Source organism: Micromonospora sagamiensis (assembly GCF_014680085.1).
Classification (GTDB): domain Bacteria; phylum Actinomycetota; class Actinomycetes; order Mycobacteriales; family Micromonosporaceae; genus Micromonospora; species Micromonospora inyonensis.
Genome location: NZ_AP023438.1, coordinates 4,958,786 through 4,980,402 on the forward strand (window position 1 = coordinate 4,958,786; position 21,617 = coordinate 4,980,402).

General features: G+C 71.5%; 17 protein-coding genes and 1 CRISPR repeat array. Of the genes, 10 read left to right on the forward strand and 7 right to left on the reverse strand.

What is annotated here, in order from left to right:
• Positions 1 to 123 precede the first annotated feature (123 nt).
• Entirely contained in the window at positions 124 to 918 is a 795-nt protein-coding gene (gene yaaA, locus IGA62_RS21905; protein ID WP_145819063.1) for a peroxide stress protein YaaA, read from the reverse strand.
• Between the two features lie 147 nt (positions 919 to 1,065).
• Positions 1,066 to 2,661 (reverse strand): ArnT family glycosyltransferase, encoded by a 1,596-nt coding sequence (locus IGA62_RS21910; RefSeq protein ID WP_145819062.1) that lies wholly within the window; start codon positions 2,659 to 2,661, stop codon positions 1,066 to 1,068.
• A gap of 89 nt (positions 2,662 to 2,750) precedes the next feature.
• On the opposite strand from IGA62_RS21910, the gene IGA62_RS21915 reads away from it, so the two are divergent.
• The 5 genes from IGA62_RS21915 to IGA62_RS21935 all read left to right on the forward strand — a co-directional run bounded on the left by IGA62_RS21915 (position 2,751) and on the right by IGA62_RS21935 (position 7,661).
• Positions 2,751 to 3,845, forward strand: coding sequence for an App1 family protein (locus tag IGA62_RS21915; RefSeq protein ID WP_232624737.1), 1,095 nt, complete (start codon positions 2,751 to 2,753; stop codon positions 3,843 to 3,845).
• Between the two features lie 64 nt (positions 3,846 to 3,909).
• Entirely contained in the window at positions 3,910 to 4,335 is a 426-nt protein-coding gene (locus tag IGA62_RS21920; protein WP_091462968.1) for a helix-turn-helix transcriptional regulator, read from the forward strand.
• A gap of 5 nt (positions 4,336 to 4,340) precedes the next feature.
• Entirely contained in the window at positions 4,341 to 4,757 is a 417-nt protein-coding gene (locus IGA62_RS21925) for a VOC family protein (RefSeq protein WP_145819060.1), read from the forward strand.
• An 84-nt stretch (positions 4,758 to 4,841) separates the two neighbouring features.
• Positions 4,842 to 6,890 (forward strand): family 10 glycosylhydrolase, encoded by a 2,049-nt coding sequence (locus IGA62_RS21930; protein WP_232624738.1) that lies wholly within the window; start codon positions 4,842 to 4,844, stop codon positions 6,888 to 6,890.
• Positions 6,891 to 7,247: 357 nt separating this feature from the next.
• The gene (locus IGA62_RS21935) at positions 7,248 to 7,661 is read left to right on the forward strand and encodes a hypothetical protein (RefSeq protein WP_145819059.1); all 414 of its coding nucleotides are present in this window, start codon (positions 7,248 to 7,250) and stop codon (positions 7,659 to 7,661) included.
• Positions 7,662 to 7,725: 64 nt separating this feature from the next.
• Here the strand turns inward: IGA62_RS21935 and glgB are convergent, their stop codons facing one another.
• Both glgB and IGA62_RS21945 read right to left on the reverse strand, forming a co-directional pair.
• The gene (gene glgB / locus IGA62_RS21940; RefSeq protein ID WP_145819058.1) at positions 7,726 to 9,828 is read right to left on the reverse strand and encodes a 1,4-alpha-glucan branching protein GlgB; all 2,103 of its coding nucleotides are present in this window, start codon (positions 9,826 to 9,828) and stop codon (positions 7,726 to 7,728) included.
• On the reverse strand, positions 9,816 to 11,909 hold the full coding sequence (locus IGA62_RS21945) for an alpha-1,4-glucan--maltose-1-phosphate maltosyltransferase (protein WP_145819057.1): 2,094 nt from the start codon (positions 11,907 to 11,909) through the stop codon (positions 9,816 to 9,818). Before IGA62_RS21945 ends, glgB begins: the two co-directional genes overlap by 13 nt.
• A gap of 232 nt (positions 11,910 to 12,141) precedes the next feature.
• Between IGA62_RS21945 and IGA62_RS21950 the strand changes: the two genes are divergently transcribed.
• Positions 12,142 to 12,897 carry a hypothetical protein gene (locus IGA62_RS21950; protein ID WP_186499959.1) on the forward strand — a complete coding sequence of 252 codons (756 nt, stop codon included), beginning with the start codon at positions 12,142 to 12,144 and terminating at the stop codon, positions 12,895 to 12,897.
• 485 nt (positions 12,898 to 13,382) lie between these two features.
• Positions 13,383 to 13,991 (forward strand): dihydrofolate reductase family protein, encoded by a 609-nt coding sequence (locus tag IGA62_RS21955; RefSeq protein ID WP_145819056.1) that lies wholly within the window; start codon positions 13,383 to 13,385, stop codon positions 13,989 to 13,991.
• A gap of 111 nt (positions 13,992 to 14,102) precedes the next feature.
• Here IGA62_RS21955 and IGA62_RS21960 read toward each other — a convergent pair whose 3' ends face one another.
• Together IGA62_RS21960 and IGA62_RS21965 are read right to left on the reverse strand one after the other, a co-directional pair.
• Complete coding sequence (locus tag IGA62_RS21960) at positions 14,103 to 15,008, reverse strand: hypothetical protein (protein WP_145819055.1); 906 nt, start codon at positions 15,006 to 15,008, stop codon at positions 14,103 to 14,105.
• Positions 15,009 to 15,472: 464 nt separating this feature from the next.
• Positions 15,473 to 17,085: a CRISPR direct-repeat array (repeat unit 28 nt; unit sequence GGATCACCCCCGCGTGCGCGGGGAGCAG).
• Positions 17,086 to 17,224: 139 nt separating this feature from the next.
• Entirely contained in the window at positions 17,225 to 17,452 is a 228-nt protein-coding gene (locus IGA62_RS21965; protein WP_145819054.1) for a winged helix-turn-helix domain-containing protein, read from the reverse strand.
• A gap of 203 nt (positions 17,453 to 17,655) precedes the next feature.
• Between IGA62_RS21965 and IGA62_RS21970 the strand changes: the two genes are divergently transcribed.
• Both IGA62_RS21970 and IGA62_RS21975 read left to right on the forward strand, forming a co-directional pair.
• Positions 17,656 to 17,853: a hypothetical protein gene (locus IGA62_RS21970; protein WP_145819053.1), complete on the forward strand. Its 198-nt coding sequence runs from the start codon at positions 17,656 to 17,658 to the stop codon at positions 17,851 to 17,853.
• A gap of 13 nt (positions 17,854 to 17,866) precedes the next feature.
• Positions 17,867 to 19,033: a helix-turn-helix domain-containing protein gene (locus IGA62_RS21975; protein ID WP_145819052.1), complete on the forward strand. Its 1,167-nt coding sequence runs from the start codon at positions 17,867 to 17,869 to the stop codon at positions 19,031 to 19,033.
• A gap of 27 nt (positions 19,034 to 19,060) precedes the next feature.
• On the opposite strand, the gene glgA is transcribed toward IGA62_RS21975, so the two are convergent.
• On the reverse strand, positions 19,061 to 20,269 hold the full coding sequence (glgA, locus tag IGA62_RS21980) for a glycogen synthase (RefSeq protein WP_145819051.1): 1,209 nt from the start codon (positions 20,267 to 20,269) through the stop codon (positions 19,061 to 19,063).
• Positions 20,270 to 20,374: 105 nt separating this feature from the next.
• On the opposite strand from glgA, the gene glgC reads away from it, so the two are divergent.
• Positions 20,375 to 21,607: a glucose-1-phosphate adenylyltransferase gene (glgC, locus tag IGA62_RS21985; RefSeq protein ID WP_145819050.1), complete on the forward strand. Its 1,233-nt coding sequence runs from the start codon at positions 20,375 to 20,377 to the stop codon at positions 21,605 to 21,607.
• The last annotated feature ends 10 nt before the right edge of the window (positions 21,608 to 21,617 follow it).

Here is a 21,617-nt window from a genome sequence, read left to right on the forward strand (position 1 = left end):
CCTACCGTGGACGGTGGGGGGCCCGCGCGGTACCGATCGGCGCAAGCCTTGAGCAAAATTTGCGTTGCCGCGCCCCGGTGACGAGTGCGGCGGAGGTGCCGGCCGGTCGTCGGTCACCCACGGTCAGAGCCGGGTGACCACCACGTCGACGCGGCGGGGCCGGCCGGGCGTGACCGGTTCCTCCAGCACCGTGTACTTCAGGTCGCGCAGCGCGGTGACCAGTTCGGCCGCGTCGCGCGGGCGGATCCCGGCGGTGAGCAGGTCACGAACCAGCCGGCCCTTGGTCGCCTTGTTGAAGTGGCTGACCACCGACCGGGTCACCACTCCGTCGACCTCCCGTTCGTGCAGCACCCGCACGGTCACCGTCCGCCCGGCCAGCTCCCCCCGGGGCGTCCAGGTCGCCGCGTAGGCGGCGGAGCGCAGGTCGAGCACCGGTCCGTCGGCCGCCGCCGCCTCCATCGCCGGTGCCAGCACCCGCTTCCAGTACGCGGTCAGCGTCCCCGGTCCGGGCAGGGTGATCCCGATCGGGCAGCGGTACGGCGGGATCCGGTCGGTGAGGCGTACCGCGCCCCAGAGCCCGGAGGAGACCAGTACCTGCCGGCGGGCGGCTCGCAGGGCTGGCGCGGGAAGCGTGGCCAGGTCCAGCGCCTCGTAGAGCACCCCGGTGTAGACCGCCGCCGCCGGGGCGGTGGCCGCCCGGCGCAGTCGCGCGTTGCGGGCGATGTCGTCCCGCTGGGCGCCGGTGAGCAGCACCTCCCGCTCGACGTCGGTGTCCGGCGCGGTGGCGACGGCGACCAGCGCGTCCAGCACCTCCTCCCGGGCCGGGTTCAGCTCGGGCAGGCTGAGCCGGGTCAGGTCGAGCCGCCGCCCGGCGCGGACGTCGGCCTTGCGCTCCGAGGGCGGCAGCAGGATGAGCATCGGGAGGCACCCCTCACGGGCCGGTGGGACGCTGGCCGGGCGAGCCTACCCGGGCCCCGTCGGCGGGGACGGACAGCGACGCACCCGTTGCCCACCGGTGGGCCGGACAGCGGCGTACCCGGATGCCACCGGCGGGGACGACAGCGCTCACCGCCAGGGGCGCACGGCGGTGGCCGGGTGGTACACCCGGTAGTCGCCGACGTCGGTGACCGTGGCCGGGACGCCGCCTGCGGCGAGTAGTTCGGTCAGCCGCCGCTCGGCGGGCGATCCGGCCCGCAGCACGTACCCGGGCCGCTCGGCGCGCCCCACCGCCCGCCAGTACGCCGGGTAGCGGTTCTGCCCCGGGTACAGCCCGTCGTCGAGTACCCCGCAGAGCACCTCCTCGGCGGTGGTGAAGGTGAGCCGGTGGCAGGTCCAGTAGTCGCCGTACACGTGGCGGGGGCCGGCGGCGCGCAGCACCTCGGCGACCCGACGGGCCTGACGTTCCTCGGCGCGGATGCCGCCCGTGCCGGTGGCGAACTGGCCGGTCGCCACCAGCGCGGTGACGGTCAGCGCGGCCAGTACGGCGGTGGCGGTGGCCCCCGCGAGCCGCCCGGCCACCCCCGCCGTGCCCCGCCAGCAGGACACCGCCGCCACCCACAGCGGCCAGAGCACCGCCGGCAGGGACAGTTGGAGCACCGACAGGTAGCGGGCGCTGGAGAGCGGATCGGACGCGGCCAGCGGGCTGCGCACGTACCCGAACAGGGTCAACGCCGCCCCGGCGACCAGGGCGAGCGTCACGACCGGCCGGACCGGGTGGATGACCCGGCGGCGCAGCGCGACCAGCGCGAGCCCGGCGGCGAGCACCAGCAGCACCGGGTAGAGCAGGCCGAACCACTCCTGCCAGCGGGCGCAGCCCTCCGCCGGGCAGAACCCACTGGCCAGCGGTACCCCCTCGGTCAGCCCGCCGACGATCCGCCCGGCCAGCGGACCGGGAGGTCCGCCGGTCGCGTCGACCCGGCGGAACACCGACAGCGAGTCCTGCCCCGGCCCGGCGGTGAGGTTGTCCCAGAGCATCGGGAACACCCCGACGGTGAACCCGGCCAGCAGCAGCACCGCCGCCCAGCCGACCAGCTCCCGACGCAGCGCGTACCCCAGGACCAGACCGGCCACCGCCAGGTAGGGCACGATCAGCCAGTCCGACCAGGTGGCCACCCCGGCGAGCAGCCCGAACAGGCCCACGGCCAGCCGGCGGTGCCGGACCGTGCGCTCGGCGAGCCCGACCGCGACCAGCAGCATCGCCGCCACCGCCACCTTGACCTCGGGTCGTCCGCCCACGGCGGTCATCTGGTCCCGGACCACCCGTTCCGTGCCGAGCGCCAGCAGGCCGACCACCAGCACCGCGAACCAGGGCGAGAAGACCCGGCGGGTCAACCGGTACATCAGCCAGACGAACAGGGCGTAGAGCGCCAGCAGGGGCAGCCGCAGCACCGTCCAGGACGGCCCGGCGACGGCGACCAGCGGCGCCGCCAGGTACGACTCCAGCACCCCCATGTACCGCTGCCCGTACAGGAAGACCGGGTGCGCGCGGCCCTGGGCGACGTGCAGCGCGACCAGACCGAAGGTCGCCTCGTCGCTGTTGCCGGCGGGGACGGTGTGCACCGTCAGCACCAGCCGGTAGCCCACCCCCGCGATGCCGAGCAGGAGCGCGACCAGCGCCGGCCGGTCCAGCGCCGGAACCCACCGTGGTACGCCTGTCGCCATCGCCGAACGCCCCCGTCGCCGCCCTGCGAGCGAAAGTGTGTCACGGGGAGCCGGCCGGGGGAGGTGGATCGGCGCAGGTGAGGGGCGGGATGGCCGCTCGCGTGGCCGGCTGGCGGCGGGTGTGGCAGGGTGTCAGCGTGTCCACGCCTCCCGCCGGCCAGCTCGCCGTACCCAGCCTGCACCGCGCCGCTCGGATCGAAGACGCCGTCCACCGGCTGGTGGAACGCCGCCTGCGTCGCACCGGCTGGCAGACCAACATCATCGCGTACACGGGGTACGGCGGCCCGGGTTGGGTGCGGGTGATGTGCCGGGTGCTGCTCGGCCGGGCGGACAACCGGAAGAAGGGGCGGCTGGAGAAGGTACGCGGCTGGCGCAGCTTCACCACCCTGCCGGCGAAACGGGTGACCGTCACCATCGAGGCCGGTGGCGTCCGCCACGAGGCGCGCGCCGACCGCAGCGGCTTCGTCAACACGGTGGTCAAGGCCGACCTGCCCCCGGGGTGGGGGTCGGTCCGGCTGAGCATGGCCGACGCCGAACCGGTGGAGGCGCCGGTGCGCATCCTCGACCCGCAGGTACGGTTCGGCATCCTCTCCGACATCGACGACACGGTGATGGTCACCGCGCTGCCCCGACCCCTGCTCGCCGCCTGGAACACCTTCGTCCTCGACGAGCACGCCCGCAACGCGGTGCCCGGCATGGCGGTGCTCTACGAACGCCTGGTCACCGCGCACCCCGGCGCGCCGGTCTTCTACCTCTCCACCGGCGCGTGGAACGTCGCGCCGACGCTGACCCGGTTCCTCTCCCGGCACCTCTACCCGGCCGGGCCGCTGCTGCTCACCGACTGGGGTCCGACCCACGACCGGTGGTTCCGCAGCGGCAAGGAACACAAGCGGGCCACCCTGGCCCGGCTGGCGAGCGAGTTCCCCGACGTGAAGTGGCTGCTGGTCGGCGACGACGGCCAGCACGACCAGGAGATCTACCGGGAGTTCGCCGCCGCCCATCCGGCCAACGTGGCGGGCGTGGCGATCCGGCGGCTCTCGCCCACACAGTCGGTGCTCGCCGGTACGCTCCCTGCGCCGCTGGCCGGGCAGGAGTCGTCGTCCGGGCCGGTGGGGCAGAAGTGGCTCTCCGCCCCGGACGGCGCCGGCCTGTGGAAACTCCTCCGCCAGGCCGGCCTGGTCTGAGCCGCGTACGGCTCGGGCACGACGACAGGCCGGTGGCCCCGGGGCGCTGTGGAAAGGTGGTCGCGTGACGTTGGAGGACCTCGTCCGGCTGCGCCGGGCCCGTGACCTGATCGACCGCGACTACGCGAAGCCGCTCGACGTTCCGGCGCTGGCCCGCGCCGCGCTCATGTCACCGGGCCACTTCTCCCGCAGCTTCCGCGCCGCCTTCGGGGACACGCCGTACAGCTACCTGATGACGCGCCGGATCGAGCGGGCCAAGGCGCTGCTGCGGCGGGGTGACCTGACGGTGACGGAGGTCTGCTTCGCGGTCGGTTGCACCTCGCTGGGGTCGTTCAGCTCGCGCTTCACCGAGCTGGTCGGCGAGAGCCCCAGCGCGTACCGGGCCCGTCGCCACGACGAGGGCACGGCCATTCCGGCCTGCGTCGCCAAGATTTTCACGCGACCGGTCAGGAATCGAGAAGCGAAGGCCGTCCCGACGTCCGTAGCGTGAAACGCATGGACATCACGCTTTCCGACTGTTTCATCGCCGTCGACGATTACGACCGGGCGCTCGCCTTCTACCGGGACGTTCTCGGCCTGGAGGTACGCAACGACGTCGGATTCGAGGGGATGCGCTGGATCACCGTCGGCGCGCCGTCGCAGCCCGACGTGAACATCGTTCTCGAACCGCCCCTGGCGAACCCGAACGCCTCGCCCGCCGACAAGAAGACCATGGCGGAACTGCTGGCGAAGGGCCTGCTGCGCGGGGTCATCTTCCGCACCCAGGACTGCGACGCCACGTTCGAGCGCATCCGCGCCGCGGGTGGTGAGGTGTTGCAGGAGCCGATCGACCAGCCCTATGGCGTCCGCGACTGCGCCTTCCGCGACCCCTCCGGCAACATGCTGCGCTTCAGCCAGCCGCGCGGGCGGTGATCGCCGGGCCCCGGTGCCGGTAGCGGGCGGGCGGTCGGGACCGGAGCCGGCCATGAAGGATCCTTGCGCCGGGGCGAGAGATCGATGAAGATCTCCTTCATGGTGGCTCCGCGCATCCCGACCCTCGTCCGTACCGCGCTGGTGACGGCGCTGCTCCTCGGCGCGGGTCTGGTCGCGTCGGCGTCCCCGCCGCCGTCCGGGCCGGCCGCGACGGTCCCGGTGGCCGTGCAGGCGGCCTGCCCGGTCGACCCGGCCACCCCGAAGCGGCAGCTCCGGGCCATGTGGATCGCCAGCGTCGCCAACGTGGACTGGCCCAGCCGCACCGGGCTCACCGTCGCCGAGCAGCAGGCCGAGTACCGCTCCTGGCTCGACCTGGCCAAACGCAACCGGATGAACGCGGTCGTCGTGCAGGTCCGGCCCACCGCCGACGCCTTCTGGCCGTCGTCGTACGAGCCGTGGTCGCACTGGCTCACCGGCACCCAGGGCACGAACCCGGGCTACGACCCGCTGGCCTTCATGGTCGCCGAGGCACACGCCCGCAACCTGGAGTTCCACGCCTGGTTCAACCCGTACCGGGTCGCCAACCACACCGACCTGACCCGGCTGACCAGCAGCCATCCGGCCCGGCGCAACCCGAGCTGGGTGGAGAGCTACGGCGGCCAGCTCTACTACAACCCGGGCATCCCGGCCGTCCGGGCCTTCGTGCAGGACGCCATGATGGACGCGGTGCGCCGCTACGACATCGACGGCGTGCACTGGGACGACTACTTCTACCCGTACCCGGTCAGCGGGGTGAACTTCCCCGACCAGGACACCTTCGCCCAGTACGGCGCCGGGTTCGCCACCATCGCCGACTGGCGGCGTAACAACGTGAACCTGCTGGTGCAGGAGATGGGGCAGAAGATCCACGCCGCGAAGTCCTGGGTCACCTTCGGGATCAGCCCGTTCGCCATCTGGCGCAACGCCGGCACCGACCCGCTCGGCTCGCGTACCAACGGGCTCCAGTCCTACGACGCGATCTACGCCGACACCCGGCGCTGGGTGAAGCAGAACTGGATCGACTACATCGCCCCGCAGATCTACTGGCACATCGGGCACCCCGCCGCCGACTACGCCGAACTGGTGCGCTGGTGGTCGCAGGTGACCACCGGGACGAACGTGCAACTCGTCGTCGGGCAGGCCACCTACCGGGCCGGCGCCTCCGGCCAGGACGCGGCCTGGCAGGACGTCGACGAACTGACCAGCCACCTCACGCTCAACCGCAGCCACCCGCAGGTGGTCGGGGACATCCACTTCAGCGCCAAGGACGTCCGCGCCAACCGGATCGGCGCGGTGGCCCGGGTGGTCACCGACCACTACAGCCGTCCGGCCCTGCTGCCCGTACCGCTGGCCCGGGGCGGGTCCGCGCCCGGCGCGCCCGCCCTCACCGCCGCGACGCGGGGGAGCGCCGGGGTGACCCTGACCTGGCAGCGCCCGACGACCGGCACCACCACCGGGTACGCGGTGTACCGGCTCCCCGGCGACGGACCGGTGGACGCCTGCGCGCTGACCGACGGCCGGCACCTGATCGCGACCGTCCGCGCCTCCGGGGCCACCGGCACCTTCACCGACGCCACGGCGGCGGCCGGCAGCACCTACCGGTACCTGGTCACCGCCCTGCACCGGCTGCACCACGAGAGCGCGCCGAGCGCGGCCCGGACGGTGCCCGGCGACGGCTCCGGCACGTTCAGCGTGATCGTGGACAACGCCACCACCGGCGGCTTCACCGCCAGCGCCAACTGGGGCACCTCGACCTTCCTGAGCACCCGGTACGGCTCGAACTACCGCTTCGCCAACCCGCAGTCGGTCAGCGACGTGGCCTGGTTCAGCGCCGCGATCCCGGCCGCCGGCACCTACCGGGTGGAGGTCTGGTATCCGGCCGACCCCGGCTACAACAGCGCCACCCCGCACCTGGTGGCCACCAGCACCGGCAACGTGACGGTCACCGTCGACCAGCGCAGCGGCGGCGGTCAGTGGCGGACGCTGGGCAGCTATCCGTTGGCCGCCGGCACCCACCAGGTGGTCGGGGTGAGCCGGTGGACCGCCACCACCGGCTACGTCGTCGCCGACGCCGTCCGCATCACCCGCCTGTGAGCGGCGCGGCGGCCCGGTCGGGGCGGGATGACCGTCCCGGCCAGATGGTTGGCCTTCGCGCCGTCCGCCTGGGCCGCCTTCGTGGCGTCCACCTCGTGGCGTAGCTGATCCCCGACGCGGATCGGGTGGGAGCGTCCCCCTGGGTTCCGTCTCGCGTATCGGGCACCTGCAATAGCGAGGGTGCTTCACTGGGAGTGACTCTGGCTGATGCGACCTGTCTGCCTGCGCGCCCTTTGCTCTGCACCTCTTGACGCACCAGACACCCTCGGTAAGTGTTGGCTCTTAGTTCCGAAGACCGCCGTCATGCCACCACTGCTGCTCGGCGGCGGGTGACGGTCGGTCGACGAGAGGCGGACCATGCTGACGTACGCCATGCCGCCCCTGTTCACCTGGGAGCGGACACACCTCACCCAGCGGGCCTACTTTCCCGTTCCGGGTACCCGTCTGGCCTTCGTCGGCGTGCTGCTCGTCCTCACCGACGTCCGGCTGGTGTTCGCCCCGGCGCGGCTCCTGAAACTTCCGGGGTTTGGCGAATGCGCGGTGCAGCGACGCTGGATCGACCTGCGGGACGTTGCCACGGTCGAGCCGGTGGGCCGGGCGGGGGTCAGGATCAGGACGAGGTCCGGGCGCACTGTTTTCGTGCGGGTCGTCCTCCCGACCGGCCCGGCCTTCATCTGGTCCTCAAAGAAGCCGGTAACGCCGTATCGGGACGAAACGGTGCGACAGATCACGGAAGCGTGCGCGCGGGCCGCAGACGCCTGCCTCCAGTGAGGCGTGATCGTGGTGGGAAGGTGCCCCCGGAGGGGCCGTTTCCCACCACGATCACCGTCGACCGTCAGGCGGGGCGGAGCCAGAGCACGCCGAGCGGGGGGACCTGGAGGGGAGCGGACGCGGGCAGGCCATGCCACGGGACCGACTCCGCCACGACCGACCCGAGGTTGCCCACACCGGAGCCGCCGTAGTGGTGCGCGTCGGTGTTGACGACCTCCGTCCAGGTGCCGCCGGCCGGAAGGCCGATCCGGTAGTCGTGCAGCGGCCGGGCGGAGAAGTTCGCCACGCAGACCAGCGTCGAGCCGTCCGGGGCGATCCGGATGAAGGAGGCGGTGTTGTTGGCGACGTCGTCCCCGGCGATCCAGCGGAAGCCCGCCGGCTCGGTGTCCTGCGCCCAGAGCGCCGGGGTGTCCCGGTAGACCGCGTTCAGGTCCTTGACCAGCCGCTGCACCCCGGCCCGCGCCGGGTCGTGCAGGAGGTACCAGTCGAGGCCACGCTCCTCGCTCCACTCCCGCTCGTCACCCAGCTCGCAGCCCATGAAGAGCAGCTGCTTGCCCGGGTGCGCCCACATGTACGCCAGCAGCGCCCGCACGTTCGCCAGCTTCTGCCACAGGTCACCGGGCATCTTGCCGACCAGCGAGCCCTTGCCGTGCACCACCTCGTCGTGGCTGATCGGCAGCACGTAGTTCTCGCTGAAGGCGTAGGCGAGGGAGAAGGTCAGCTGATGGTGGTGGTGCTGCCGCCAGATCGGGTCCTTCGAGGTGTAGAGCAGGGTGTCGTGCATCCAGCCCATGTTCCACTTGAACCCGTAGCCGAGCCCGCCCTCGCTGGTCGCCCGGGTCACGCCCGGCCAGGCGGTCGACTCCTCGGCGATCATCACCACCCCGGCGTGGTGCTTGTAGACGGTGGCGTTGACCTCCTGCATGAAGGCGATCGCCTCCAGGTTCTCCCGGCCGCCGTACTGGTTGGGCTCCCACTGCCCCTCGCCGCGTGAGTAGTCCAGGTAGAGCATGGACGCGACGGCGTCCACCCGCAGTCCGTCGACGTGGAACTCGTCCAGCCAGTAGAGCGCGTTGGCGACCAGGAAGTTGCGCACCTCGCGGCGGCCGAAGTCGAAGACGTACGTGCCCCAGTCCGGGTGCTCGCCGCGACGCGGGTCCGGGTGCTCGTAGAGCGGGGTGCCGTCGAAGCGGGCCAGCGCCCAGTCGTCCTTGGGGAAGTGCGCGGGCACCCAGTCCAGCAGGACGCCCACTCCGGCGGCGTGCAGGGTGTCGACCAGGTGGCGGAACTCGTCCGGGTCGCCGAAGCGGGACGTCGGGGCGTAGTAGCCGGTGACCTGGTAGCCCCAGGAACCGCCGAACGGGTGCTCCATCACGGGCAGGAACTCGACGTGCGTGAAGCCCAGGTCGGTGACGTACGCGGTGAGCTGCTCGGCCAGCTCCCGGTAGCCGAGGCCGGGCCGCCACGAGCCGAGGTGCACCTCGTACACGCTCATCGGCTCCTGGTGCGGTTGCCGCTTCGCCCGGCGCTGGAGCCACGCCGCGTCCGACCACTCGTACGTCGACCGGTGCACCACCGAGGCGGTGGCCGGCGGCACCTCGGCGTACGCGGCCATCGGGTCGGCCTTGTCCCGCCAGCGGCCGTCCGCGCCGAGGATGCGGTACTTGTACCGCTGCCCGGCGGTCGCCCCGGGCACCAGGACCTCCCACACCCCGCTGGAGCCGAGGCAGCGCATCGGCCAGCCGTCGTCCGGCCCCCAGCCGGTGAACTCGCCGACCACCCGGACGCCCCGGGCGTTCGGTGCCCACACCGCGAAGGCCACCCCGGCGTCGGTGACCCGCGCCCCGAGCGCCTCCCAGAGCCGCTCGTGCCGCCCCTCGCCGATCAGGTGCAGGTCCAGCTCGCCGAGGGTGGGCGGGTGGCGGTACGGGTCGTCGTGCGCGGTGCCGTCCACCTCGACCCGGTAGTCGAGCACGGTGCCCGGCACGGTCACCTCGAACACGCCCGCGTCGTGCACCCGGCGCATCTCGTGGCGCGTACCGTCGGCCAGCAGGGCCACCGTCGCCGCGCCCCGGCGCAGCGTGCGGATCGTGGTGCCTCCGTCGGCGGGGTGCGCCCCCAGCACGGCGTGCGGGTCGTGCGCCGCACCGGCGATCAACTGGTCCATTCCACATCCTTCCCAGCGGGGGCGACCGGTGCGGTACCGCCGGAGAGGTCGTCCGGCACCGCCTCGACGGTCAGCTCGGTCGGGGCGGCCGGGACGGCGGCCGGAGGGTCGGTGGGGGCGGGCCGCCGCACCGTGAACACGTGCGCGGGTTGCAGGTACGGGTCGAGCCGGACGGCGTTGCGCTGCCCCCACTCGTAACTGGCCCCGGTCAGCTCGTCGTGCACGGTGAACCGCTCGTGCCAATCGAAGCCGAGCGCGGGCATGTCCAGGGTGGTGTTGCCCCACTGCACGCTCTGCGCGTCGAACGAGCAGACCACCAGGACGGTGTCGCCGGTTTCGGCGTCCCGCTTCGACCAGCAGAGCAGCATCGGGTTGTCGATCTCGTGGAAGACCAGGTTGCGCAGCCGGTGCAGGGCGGGGTGGTCCCGGCGTACCCGGTTGAGCGTGGCGATGAACGGCGCCAGCGAGCGGCCCTGCGCCTGCGCGCCGGCCCAGTCCCGGGGGCGCAGCTCGAACTTCTCGTTGTCGAGGTACTCCTCCGCGCCGGGGCGGGCCTCGTGCTCGAAGAGTTCGTAGCCGGCGTACATGCCCCAGGAGGGGGAGAGCAGGCTGGCCAGCACCGCCCGGATCTTGAACATCGGCGGCCCGCCGTGCTGCAACGTCTCGTGCAGGATGTCCGGCGTGTTGGGCCAGAAGTTCGGGCGCATCCAGTCGACCGAGGCGACCAGCTCCTCGCAGTACGCCCGCATCTCGGCCGGCGTGGTCCGCCAGGTGAAGTACGTGTACGACTGGGTGAAGCCGATCTTGCCGAGCCCGTGCATCATCGCCGGGCGGGTGAACGCCTCGGCGAGGAAGAGCACGTCCGGGTCGACCTTCTTGACCTCGCCGATCAGCCAGTACCAGAAGTCGACCGGCTTGGTGTGCGGGTTGTCGACCCGGAAGATCTTCACGCCCTCGCCGACCCAGTGCAGCACCACCCGCAGGATCTCGGCGCGGATCCCCTCCGGGTCGTTGTCGAAGTTCAGCGGGTAGATGTCCTGGTACTTCTTCGGCGGGTTCTCCGCGTACGCGATGGTGCCGTCGGCGCGGGTGGTGAACCACTCCGGGTGCTCGGTGACCCACGGGTGGTCCGGCGCGCACTGCAACGCCAGGTCCATCGCCACCTCCAGCCCCACCTCGGCGGCGGCGGCGACGAAGTCGCGGAAATCCTCCGGCGTACCCAGGTCGGGGTGGAGGGCGTCGTGGCCGCCCTCGGCCGCGCCGATCGCCCACGGCGAGCCGACGTCGTCCGGGCCGGCGACCAGGGTGTTGTTGCGGCCCTTGCGGTTGACCCGGCCGATCGGGTGGATCGGCGGCAGGTAGAGCACGTCGAAACCCATCGCCGCGACCCCGGGCAGCCGCTCCATCGCGGTGACGAAGGTGCCCGAGCGGGCCGGCGCGTCGACCGTGGCCGGGATCGCCCCCTCGGAGCGCGGGAAGAACTCGTACCAGGCGGAGAAGAGCGCCCGCGGCCGGTCCACCCAGAGGGCGTACTCGTCAGCGGGGGTGACCAGCTCCCGGACCGGATGCGCCCAGAGCAGCTCGGCCAGCTCCAGGGCCGGAGCCACCCGGCGCGGCACCGGCAGCTTCCCGTCGCGCAGCGCCTTCGCCGCTGCCCGGACCCGCTTCCGCTCGTCCCTCGGTACGGTCGTCGCGGCGGCGTCCAGCACCTTCGCCCCGTCGGCCAGGTCGTTGGCCAGCTCGGCCGCCCCCTGCCCGGCGGCGATCTTCTTCGTCACCGCGTTCTGCCAGGTCAAATACGGGTCGGAGAACGCCTCGACGGTGAAGGACCAGCGGCCGACGGCGTCCGGCCGGATGGTGGCGTGCCAGTGGTCCTGCCCCGGCTCGCCGGGACGCATCCGCACCGCCGGGCGCTCCCGCCCGTCCGGGCCCCGCCAGCGCACCGCGCAGCCCAGCGCGTCGTGCCCCTCCCGGTAGGCGCGGGCGGCCACCGGCACCAGTTCGCCGACGACCGCCTTGGCCGGGTAGCGACCGCAGGCCACCGAGGGGGTGATGTCTTCGATCGGGAACCGTCCAGTCACCCCGTAAACCTACTGCCCGAGATCCCTTCGCGCTCGGTCGAGCGCCCCCTGTCCCACCGGCGCGTGCTGCGCGATCCTCGTCGTGGTCTCGGCGCGGAACTCGTCGAGCGGTACGCATGTTGACAGCCGACCTTCGATACCGCCGGCCGCGCGGGACGACGGAACGTGACGGCGGGTTAAGTTTTGCTTATCGCGTTGCCGATCAACGATGAAAGATCGGTACCTTGCCCGGATGCGACACATCAAGACCGTGATCGCCGCGCTCGGCGTGGGTCCGCTGGCCTGGTTTCTGCTCGCCGCCGGACAGGGCCGGTCCCTGCGGGTGTTCGGGGAGGCGCAGGAAAGTGGTGGCGCCCTCGACCCGGACGCTCTGCTGAAGCCGTTGCTGGTGCTGGCGGCGGCCGGCCTTCTCCTCGGACTCGTCGCCACCGTACGGATCTCTCCGCTCGGCTCGGTGCTGACCGGACTGGCGTACTCGGCCAGCTACGTAGGTCTGTTGTTCAGCCCGGCGCGGCTGCTGGACCTGCTCGGTCACAAGCTGAGCGTGGCGGGCTACCAGATCGACCTGCTCGTCCCCGTACGGACCGGGACGTCGGTGCTGCTGGGCTCGCTGCTCCTGGTCGGGGTCGCCAGTGTCCAGCGGTGGCGGCGCTGGCCACAGCCGGACGCTGCTGAGCCGGCGGTCGTCGTCCCCGACACGGTCATTCCGCCGGTACCGGAACGGGATCGCCCGCTTGGCGCGGAGGGGCTCCGCCCGCTTGGCGCGGAAGGGCTCCGCCCGCTCGGTGCGGAAGGGCTCCGCCCGCTCGGTGCCGACGGGCTCGGGTCGACGAAGCAGGCCGAGGATCCGACGAAGCCGGGTAGGGCCGACGAGACAGACCCGGCGCTGGTCGGCGGTTCACCCTGGCCCGATTCGCCGCACAGCGACTCCACGAACGAGCCCTGGCAGTCGGGCTTTCCCGCCACTCACCGACGACCTCGTCGCTGACGTCACGGTCACCCTCGATCTGCTCGCCAGCAAGGACACCTGGATCTGGCGGTCCGTCCTCGGCTCGCTGCCTGCTTCGGCAACGAGCTGTCGGGTCTGCTGCCGGGCCGACGGCAGGCTGGTCGACCAGCGGGGCACCCGGCCGAAGTGGCCTGTATCCAGCACGCGAGCCGAATCTTGGACAGTTACCGCTCGATGAGGACGGAAACTGTCCAAGAATCGGCGGCGCGGCCGGCGCGAGCCGGGCCAGATTCGGCGGACTGTTCCTCGGGCTTATCCGTGCCGGCACCACGACGCCAGGTCCAGGACGGGCAAGGCTCGTGCTCGACGACGTGTTCGACAGCAGATATCCGTCCGCGAATTCCCCACTGCGAGGACAAGAACACCCTCGCGGTGGGGCTCAACGTGCCAGGGATTGTCGGTGGGGTGTAGCAGAATGCGGCGGTCTGCCTCACGGCACCTGCTGACCCGAAAGGATCACGACAATGGCAAAGGTCGTCTCCACGCTCTTCATCTCGGCCGATGGTGTGGCCGAAATCGATCCTGACTGGCACTTCCCGTACTTCGACGACAACATGGGCCGCGCCGTCGGCGAGGACTACGACACCGCCGACGTGCTGCTCATCGGCCGCGATACCTACGACAGCTTCGCCGGAGCCTGGCCCGACCGCGAGGCCGCGGGTGGCGACGACGCGGGGTTCGCCAAGCAGCTCGGGGACGTACGCAAGATCGTCGTCACCCGTCAGCAGTTGGAGTTCTCCTGGCGCAACTCCGAGGTGATCCAGGGTGACCTCCTCGACGTCGTCACCGCGCTCAAGGCCGATCCCGACATCAAGGGCATCCTCATCCCCGGGTCGATCTCCGTGGTGCAGCAACTGCTCGCCGCCGGGCTGGTCGACGAGCTGCGTCTGCTGGTGCACCCGGTGGCGGCGCGGAAGGGCCGCCGGCTCTTCGACGACGGCGACAAGCCGTACCACCTCAAGGTGACGTTGACGGAGGTGTTCCCGACCGGTGCGATCCGGGTGATCTACGCGCCCACCGCCGCCCCCGCCACGGTCGGCTACGACGAGGTCAAGGACCAGGTGCCCGCGTAGGTGTCTCGCGCTGTCGTCCGGGGCGCATGGTGAGTACGAATCCGGCAGGCGGGCGTGGGACTCGTTGTGGCTCGACCGCTGAGCCACAACGAGTCCACGCGGTCGAGTGGGTCAGGCCGCGACGTAGCCGTTGAACACGTGGACCCCGTCGTAGGCGCCGCTCGAGTTCGACCGGTTCGTGTTGAAGTACAGCTTGCCGTCGCTGATCCCCACACCTTCGATCTCGAACTTGGAGTACGCCGAGGACGTGATGCGGAAGGAGAGGTCGGTGGCCGCAGGCGCGGTCCCGGTCGTCGCCGGCGACACGTTCCGGTAGACGAGCACGATGCTGCGGTTGTCCTTGGTCAGCGGGTAGTAGAGAACCTTCTTGGGGGCGTCGTAGAAGAACCCCTGGTTGACGAAGGTCCCCAGGTCCGGCACGGTGGCGCCGTTGACGAGAGCACCTTCGACCTGCAAGGTGAACGCCTGCGTCAGATCGATGGTCCCGGAGCTGGCGCGCAGCGGGAGACTGGCGTTGTAGATCGTCCTGCCACTCTTGAACATGAACGTGATCGCGCTGCTGCTGACCGAGACCCGGTGGATCCCGGACGGCGTCGCCACGGCCCCGTTGAGCCGCACCTGGTACGACCCGGCGTGGTAGTAGGTGGTGCCGTCGTAGCGGAGCCTGACGAGCTGCGCGCCGCTCGACTTCATGGTGACGACGAACATGTGGTGCTGCCCGTCGATGTCGACGATCGTCATGTCGTTCGCGTGCCCGAGCCAGGGGTTGGTCGACGTGTTGTTCGTGCCGTTCGTCATCAGCACTCGCGCGCCGGTGTCCTTGTGGACACGGTAGATGACGGAGACGTCGTCGTAGTTGGTGCGCGTCTTGATCGAGTAGAGGTAGGTGGCTCCGGCGGCGAAGCCCTGCACCCCGGTGCAGCATCCTGTGTCGGGTGTGCTGGCAATGTCGCTGTACGTGTTGTAGTAGGCGGCCTGGGCCGGCTGCCCAGACAGGACCAGAAAACCGAGAACCATCGCGACCGAAACCACCAGTCGCCTGCCAAACCGCATGTTGTCCTCCCCGAACCCCCGACGACCTGAGGCCGGGTGCCTCAGAGACCGCCAGGTGCAGGGTCATTTTGCGGCATCGACGGTCTTGAGATCGACATTTATCAGGTTGTACCTGGTGGGCGAGGGTGGCGTGGCAGCGTGGCCGAGGGCGAGGTCACCAGCTGCGGCGCGGGTCAGGACTCCGGCCCGGCGGGCATCGTCGACATCGGTCGCGGCGCCGAGAGGCGGCGCGGTCTTCAACGTCAGGGCATCGGTCTACACCTGTCCGGCGACGCGTCCTCAAGCTGCTCGCGCAGCAGGCCATCCCGGAACACCCCCGCGTGCGCAGGAAGCAGACCCTGCGGTAGGCCAGAGCAACCGGGCCGGCGAGATCGCCCCCGCGCGCGGGGAGCAGCAGGCGAACGACAGCATGAAGTCCTCGTGGCCGGGGATTACCCCCGCGTGCGCGGGGAGCAGCCCTGGTCCCACGTTTCGCGGGTGATCTTGGCCGGATCATCCCCGCGTGCGCGGGGAGCAGGCGGTCTGCGCGTGCGGGACGGCGGTCGCCGGGGGATCACCCCCGCGTGCGCGGGGAGCAGAACTGGCTCAGCCGTGCCTGGATGTGCCGCCGGGGATCACCCCCGCGTGCGCGGGGAGCAGCCACCACTAGCTGAATGCCTGCATCGGTGAGGTGGATCACCCCCGCGTGCGCGGGGAGCAGGAGGTGAGCGGCGAGGTCCGCCAGCGTCGCCAGGGATCACCCCCGCGTGCGCGGGGAGCAGACTTCATGCCGTACTCCTCTGGTCGTGCTGCTGGATCACCCCCGCGTGCGCGGGGAGCAGGTCGCCGGGGTGACCGGTCTGCCGATGCGCTACGGATCACCCCCGCGTGCGCGGGGAGCAGCCGCGTACTCCTTCATCGCAACGGCAATGGTCGGGATCACCCCCGCGTGCGCGGGGAGCAGGCCGGAGCGGCAAGCGAGGCACGACGCGACACGGGATCACCCCCGCGTGCGCGGGGAGCAGGCCACGACGAAGTCCCCGGCGATGAATTCCGGGGGATCACCCCCGCGTGCGCGGGGAGCAGTAGCCGTACTCCTCGATCGCCGCGGCGGTGCCCGGATCACCCCCGCGTGCGCGGGGAGCAGGCGAGCGTTGATCGCGTCCAGGGCCCGTTGCAGGGATCACCCCCGCGTGCGCGGGGAGCAGGGCCCGTCCTTCACCTCTTCCTCGTACCTGATCGGATCACCCCCGCGTGCGCGGGGAGCAGGGCAGCGACGCGGGCCGCCTTGGCGCGGAGTTCGGATCACCCCCGCGTGCGCGGGGAGCAGAATGTTGTCGAACTCGACACGCGCCGTCATGGAGGATCACCCCCGCGTGCGCGGGGAGCAGATCTCTTGATCTCCCCTACGTCGTCGTCGCTCGGGATCACCCCCGCGTGCGCGGGGAGCAGTCGTTGAGGGTCTGCCGGGTCAGCCCGGCGGACGGATCACCCCCGCGTGCGCGGGGAGCAGATTGTGGTCAAGTCGGACGCCGCCCGGAGCAACGGATCACCCCCGCGTGCGCGGGGAGCAGGACGGCCCGGTGGAGGTGGACACCGACGACCCGGGATCACCCCCGCGTGCGCGGGGAGCAGCTGCTCACGATCCACGCCGTCCCGCGCTGGTAGGGATCACCCCCGCGTGCGCGGGGAGCAGGGCTGGCCTGCGGTGCGGGAGAAGTGCCGCGAGGGATCACCCCCGCGTGCGCGGGGAGCAGGTGGGTCTGGGTCACCTGATGCTGGGCGAGGGAGGATCACCCCCGCGTGCGCGGGGAGCAGCTTACGTGGGACCGGGGCCAGGGGCACCGACCGGGATCACCCCCGCGTGCGCGGGGAGCAGACGTCGAACGGAGCATGGCCGGCGTGTACGTCGGGATCACCCCCGCGTGCGCGGGGAGCAGAGCCCGGAACGGAAGTCCAGTGCGGCGGGCGTGGGATCACCCCCGCGTGCGCGGGGAGCAGGCCTTTCCTTGTCCCAAAAACACGACGTGACAAGGATCACCCCCGCGTGCGCGGGGAGCAGACTTCTTGACCTGCGTTTCTAGAGATCAACTACTGCGTTTTCATTCACTTTGGCTCTCAAGATCGATTCCTGGAGTGGTGGATGGTGGTTCGGCTTCTCTAGAACTATCGGTCGTGCGTCGTCAAGGATCAAGCCTGCTCTAGGCGGGCGGCTCGGCTGCGACAAATGAGCCCTTGCCCTGGTGCACCTCGATCCAGCCGCGCTCGTCGAGGATCCAGAGAGCCCGCTTGATCGGGTTGTCGGAGGAACTGTACTGCCGGGCGAGTTCGGCGATGGTCGGCAACTTGTCGCCGGGCTTGAGCGTGCCGCTGCGGATCGACGCGGTGATGTCGTCGAAGACCTGCTCGTACACAGGCTTGCGGGGCATGTGGACCACCTCTCGTCAGCCTGTCCAGACTCTCACCAAGCGCGACACGGTGTGAACCCTGTGTTGACTCTGGTGACTTAGGGTCCTAAGTTGCTCGTGGCGGAGGTCCTCTCGTCAGCAGCGGAGTGCCTCGGATCCGGGCGGGGTGGTTCCTCCCCGTGCCACCCCGCCCTCCCCCCGTCCCCAACCCCGAGGAGGCACGGATGCGTGAGCGTCCCCACGATGGGCCGCTGCCGTCGGCAAGCCCGGTGCCGGGTGCCCGGCCACCGCACCCCGACGGAGACCGGGTGCCGACCCCGGCCCGCCCGGACCGCGCGCCGCTCACCCGCCGGCAGTACGCCTACGGCCTGACGGTCGCGCTGCTCGTCCTGGTGCTGCTCGTGGTCGGGATCCTCCGGTGAGCGGGAGGGGCCGATGGTGAACGAGCTACCGGTGGGCCGCCGGGTCGCCCAGTGGCGGGTACGGCGGAACATGACCCAGCAGCAGTTCGCCGACCGCCTCGGCAGGTCGAAGAGCTGGGTGGACAAGGTCGAGCGCGGGGTGCGCCGGCTGGAACGGGTGTCCAGCCTGCGGGAGGTCGCCGACGCGCTCCGGATCGATCTGGGAGTGCTGCTGACCGACCAGCCCGGCAGACCGGATCCCGCTGCCGCAGGTGTGGAGGGGGTACGCAACGCCCTGTCGCGGTACCACGTCGAGGCCCCGTCCGGGCCGGTCGACGTCGCGGAGGTGCGGGCCCGGCTGGCGCACGCGGAGCAGACCTACCGGCACGCCCGCTACCCGCAACTGCTCGCCCTGCTGCCCGGTCTGCTCGACGCCGCTCGCGCCGCGCGTGCCGTCCGCCCCGACCGGGCGACCGCCGGGCTGCTGGTCGCCGGGTACGCGCTCGCCGCCCTGGCGCTGGTCAAGGTCGACCACGGGGAGCTGGCCTGGCTGGCTGCCGACCGGGCGATGGCGCTCGCCCAGGCCACGGGTGACCCGCAGGTCGCCGCCGTGGCCACGGTGTCACTGGCGCAGGCCCTCCGGCACGTCGACCGGCGACGTGCCGCGACGGAGGCCGCCGTGGTCGCCGTACACCGGCTGAGGTCGGCGCGGTCCGGTGTCGCCGCCGATCCGTCCCTGCTCGGGACGCTGCTGCTCCAGGCCGCCCTCGCCGCCGCCGGCCGGGGACTGGCCCGTGACGCGCGGCAGTTGCTCGACCAGGCGGCGGAGTTGGCGAGGGACGTCGTGGCCGGCGACGGCGGGTTCGGCCCGGCGGCGGTCGAGGCGGCGCGGGTGGTCGCCGAGACGGCCCTCGGGGACGTCACGGTGGCGACGGCACGGCACGAGCGGCTGACTGCCGGCGGCGGCTGGCGGTGGCTGCCGACCGAGCACCGGGCCGCGTACCTGCTCGACGCGGCCCGCGCGTACGTGCTGGCCGGTGACATGCGGCGGGCGGGCCGGGCGCTGCTGGACGCGGAACGCACCGCCCGCAGCGAGGTGCACGACCGCCCGGCGGTACGGGACCTGGTTGCCGTCGTGGCACGGCCCGCTGACGCCCCGACCGACCTGGCCCGCCTCGCCGCCGCCCTCCACGTCACCTGACCTCCCGGCGCGGCGACGCCCGGCAGGTCAGGCGGTCGCGCCCACCGAGCGGTAGACCTCCACGGTGCGTTCGGCGATGGCGTCCCAGGAGAAGTGCTCGACGGCCCGGCGGCGACCGGCGCGACCGAACTTCTCCACCCGCTCCGGGTCGGCGAGCAGCGCGTTGACCGCCCCGGCCAGGTCGGCGACGAACCGGTCCGGGTCCAGCGGGGTGCCGCTGCCGTCGGTCGCCTGCTCGATCGGCACGAGCAGCCCGGTCTCGCCGTCGGCGACCACCTCGGGGATGCCGCCGGTGGCGGTCGCCACCACCGCCGTCTCGCAGGCCATCGCCTCCAGGTTGACGATGCCCATCGGCTCGTAGACCGACGGGCAGACGAAGACGGTGGCGTGGGTGAGCACCTGGATCACCTCGTGCTTGGGCAGCATCTCGGCCACCCAGACCACCCCGGAGCGCTTCGCCCGCAGCTCGTCGACGAGATCCTCCACCTCGGCGGCGATCTCCGGCGTGTCCGGCGCGCCGGCCAGCAGCACGAGCTGCGCGTCCGCCGGCAGGGACCGGGCGGCCCGGAGCAGGTACGGCAGGCCCTTCTGCCGGGTGATCCGCCCGACGTAGACGACGCTCGGGCGGGACGGGTCGACGCCGAGCCGGGTCAGCACGTCGGTGCCGTGGTCCGGGGCGTACTGCGCGGTGTCGATGCCGTTGTGCACCACCCGGACCTTCGCCGGGTCGACCGCCGGGTACGCGGCCAGCACGTCGCGCATCATGCCGGCGCTCACCGCGATCACCGCGTCGGCTGCCTCGATCGCGGTCCGCTCGCACCACGAGGAGAGCGCGTACCCGCCGCCGAGCTGTTCGGCCTTCCACGGGCGCAGCGGCTCCAGGCTGTGCACGGTGACCACGTGCGGCACCCCGTGCAGCAGCTTCGCGGTGTGCCCGGCGAGGTTGGCGTACCAGGTGTGGCTGTGCACCACGTCGGTGCCGGCGCATCCGGCGGCCATCGCCAGGTCGACGCCCATGGTGCGCAGCGCCGCGTTCGCCCCGGCCAGTTCGGCCGGCTCGGCGTACGCGGTGACGCCCTCCCCGGTGCGCGGCGCGCCGAAGCAGTGCACCCGTACGTGGGCGAGTCGGCGCAGCTCACGGGCCAGGTACTCGACGTGCACCCCGGCTCCGCCGTACACCTCCGGCGGGTACTCCCGGGTGAGCAGGTCGACGCGGAGCGGCGCGGAGTCGGTCATGTCCGCAATCTAGTGCACACCGGCCCGCGCCACCCGGCGTGGAACCAACCGTGAAGTGTGCCCGTACGAGTGGTGAAGTCGCACGCGGGTGGTTAGCGTCGGTGCATGGCTGAGAAGGTGCTCGCGATCGTCCTGGCCGGTGGGGAGGGCAAGCGCCTGATGCCGCTCACCGCCGACCGGGCCAAGCCCGCCGTGCCGTTCGGTGGGATGTACCGGATGGTGGACTTCGTCCTGTCCAACCTGGCGAACGCCGGGTTCCTGAAGATCGTCGTGCTGACCCAGTACAAGTCCCACTCACTGGACCGGCACATCACCAAGACCTGGCGGATGTCGACCCTGCTCGGCAACTACGTCACCCCGGTCCCGGCCCAGCAGCGGCGCGGCCCGTGGTGGTTCGCCGGCTCGGCCGACGCGATCTACCAGAGCTTCAACCTGATCTACGACGAACAGCCGGACTACGTGATCGTCTTCGGCGCGGACCACATCTACCGGATGGACCCCCGGCAGATGGTGGACGAGCACATCGCCTCCGGGGCCGCCGTCACCGTCGCCGGGATCCGACAGCCGCTGTCGATGGCCGACCAGTTCGGTGTGATCGAGGTGGGCGAGGACGGCCGGCGGATCCGGGCGTTCCGGGAGAAGCCCACCGACGCGGTCGGGCTGCCGGACGCCCCCGACCAGATCTACGCCTCGATGGGCAACTACGTCTTCTCCAGGAAAGCGCTGATCGAGGCGCTGGAGACCGACGCGGAAGACAAGACCAGCAAGCACGACATGGGCGGCAGCATCATCCCGATGCTGGTCGAGCGGGGTGAGGCGAACGTCTACGACTTCCGCGACAACGAGGTGCCCGGCAGCACCGACCGGGACCGTGGCTACTGGCGCGACGTGGGAACCCTCGACTCGTTCTACGACGCGCACATGGATCTGATAAACGTCCACCCGATCTTCAACCTCTACAACTTCGAGTGGCCCATCTACACCGGGCAACTGACCTACCCGCCGGCGAAGTTCGTGCACCAGTGGGGCGAGCGGGTCGGCCGGGCGGTCGCCTCGATGGTCTCGCCGGGCGCGGTGATCTCCGGGTCGCTGGTGGAGAACTCGATCGTCTCGCCGAAGGTCAAGGTCCACTCCTGGGCGCACGTGGACGGCGCGGTGCTGATGGAGGGAGTCGAGATCGGCCGGCACGCGGTGGTCCGCCGGGCCATCCTGGACAAGAACGTGTACGTCCCCGAGGGCGCCGAGATCGGTGTCGACCTGGAGAAGGACCGGCAGCGCTACACCGTCTCGGACAACGGCGTCGTCGTGATCGGCAAGGGTCAACGCGTCGAGGTCTGAGGCCGCCGTC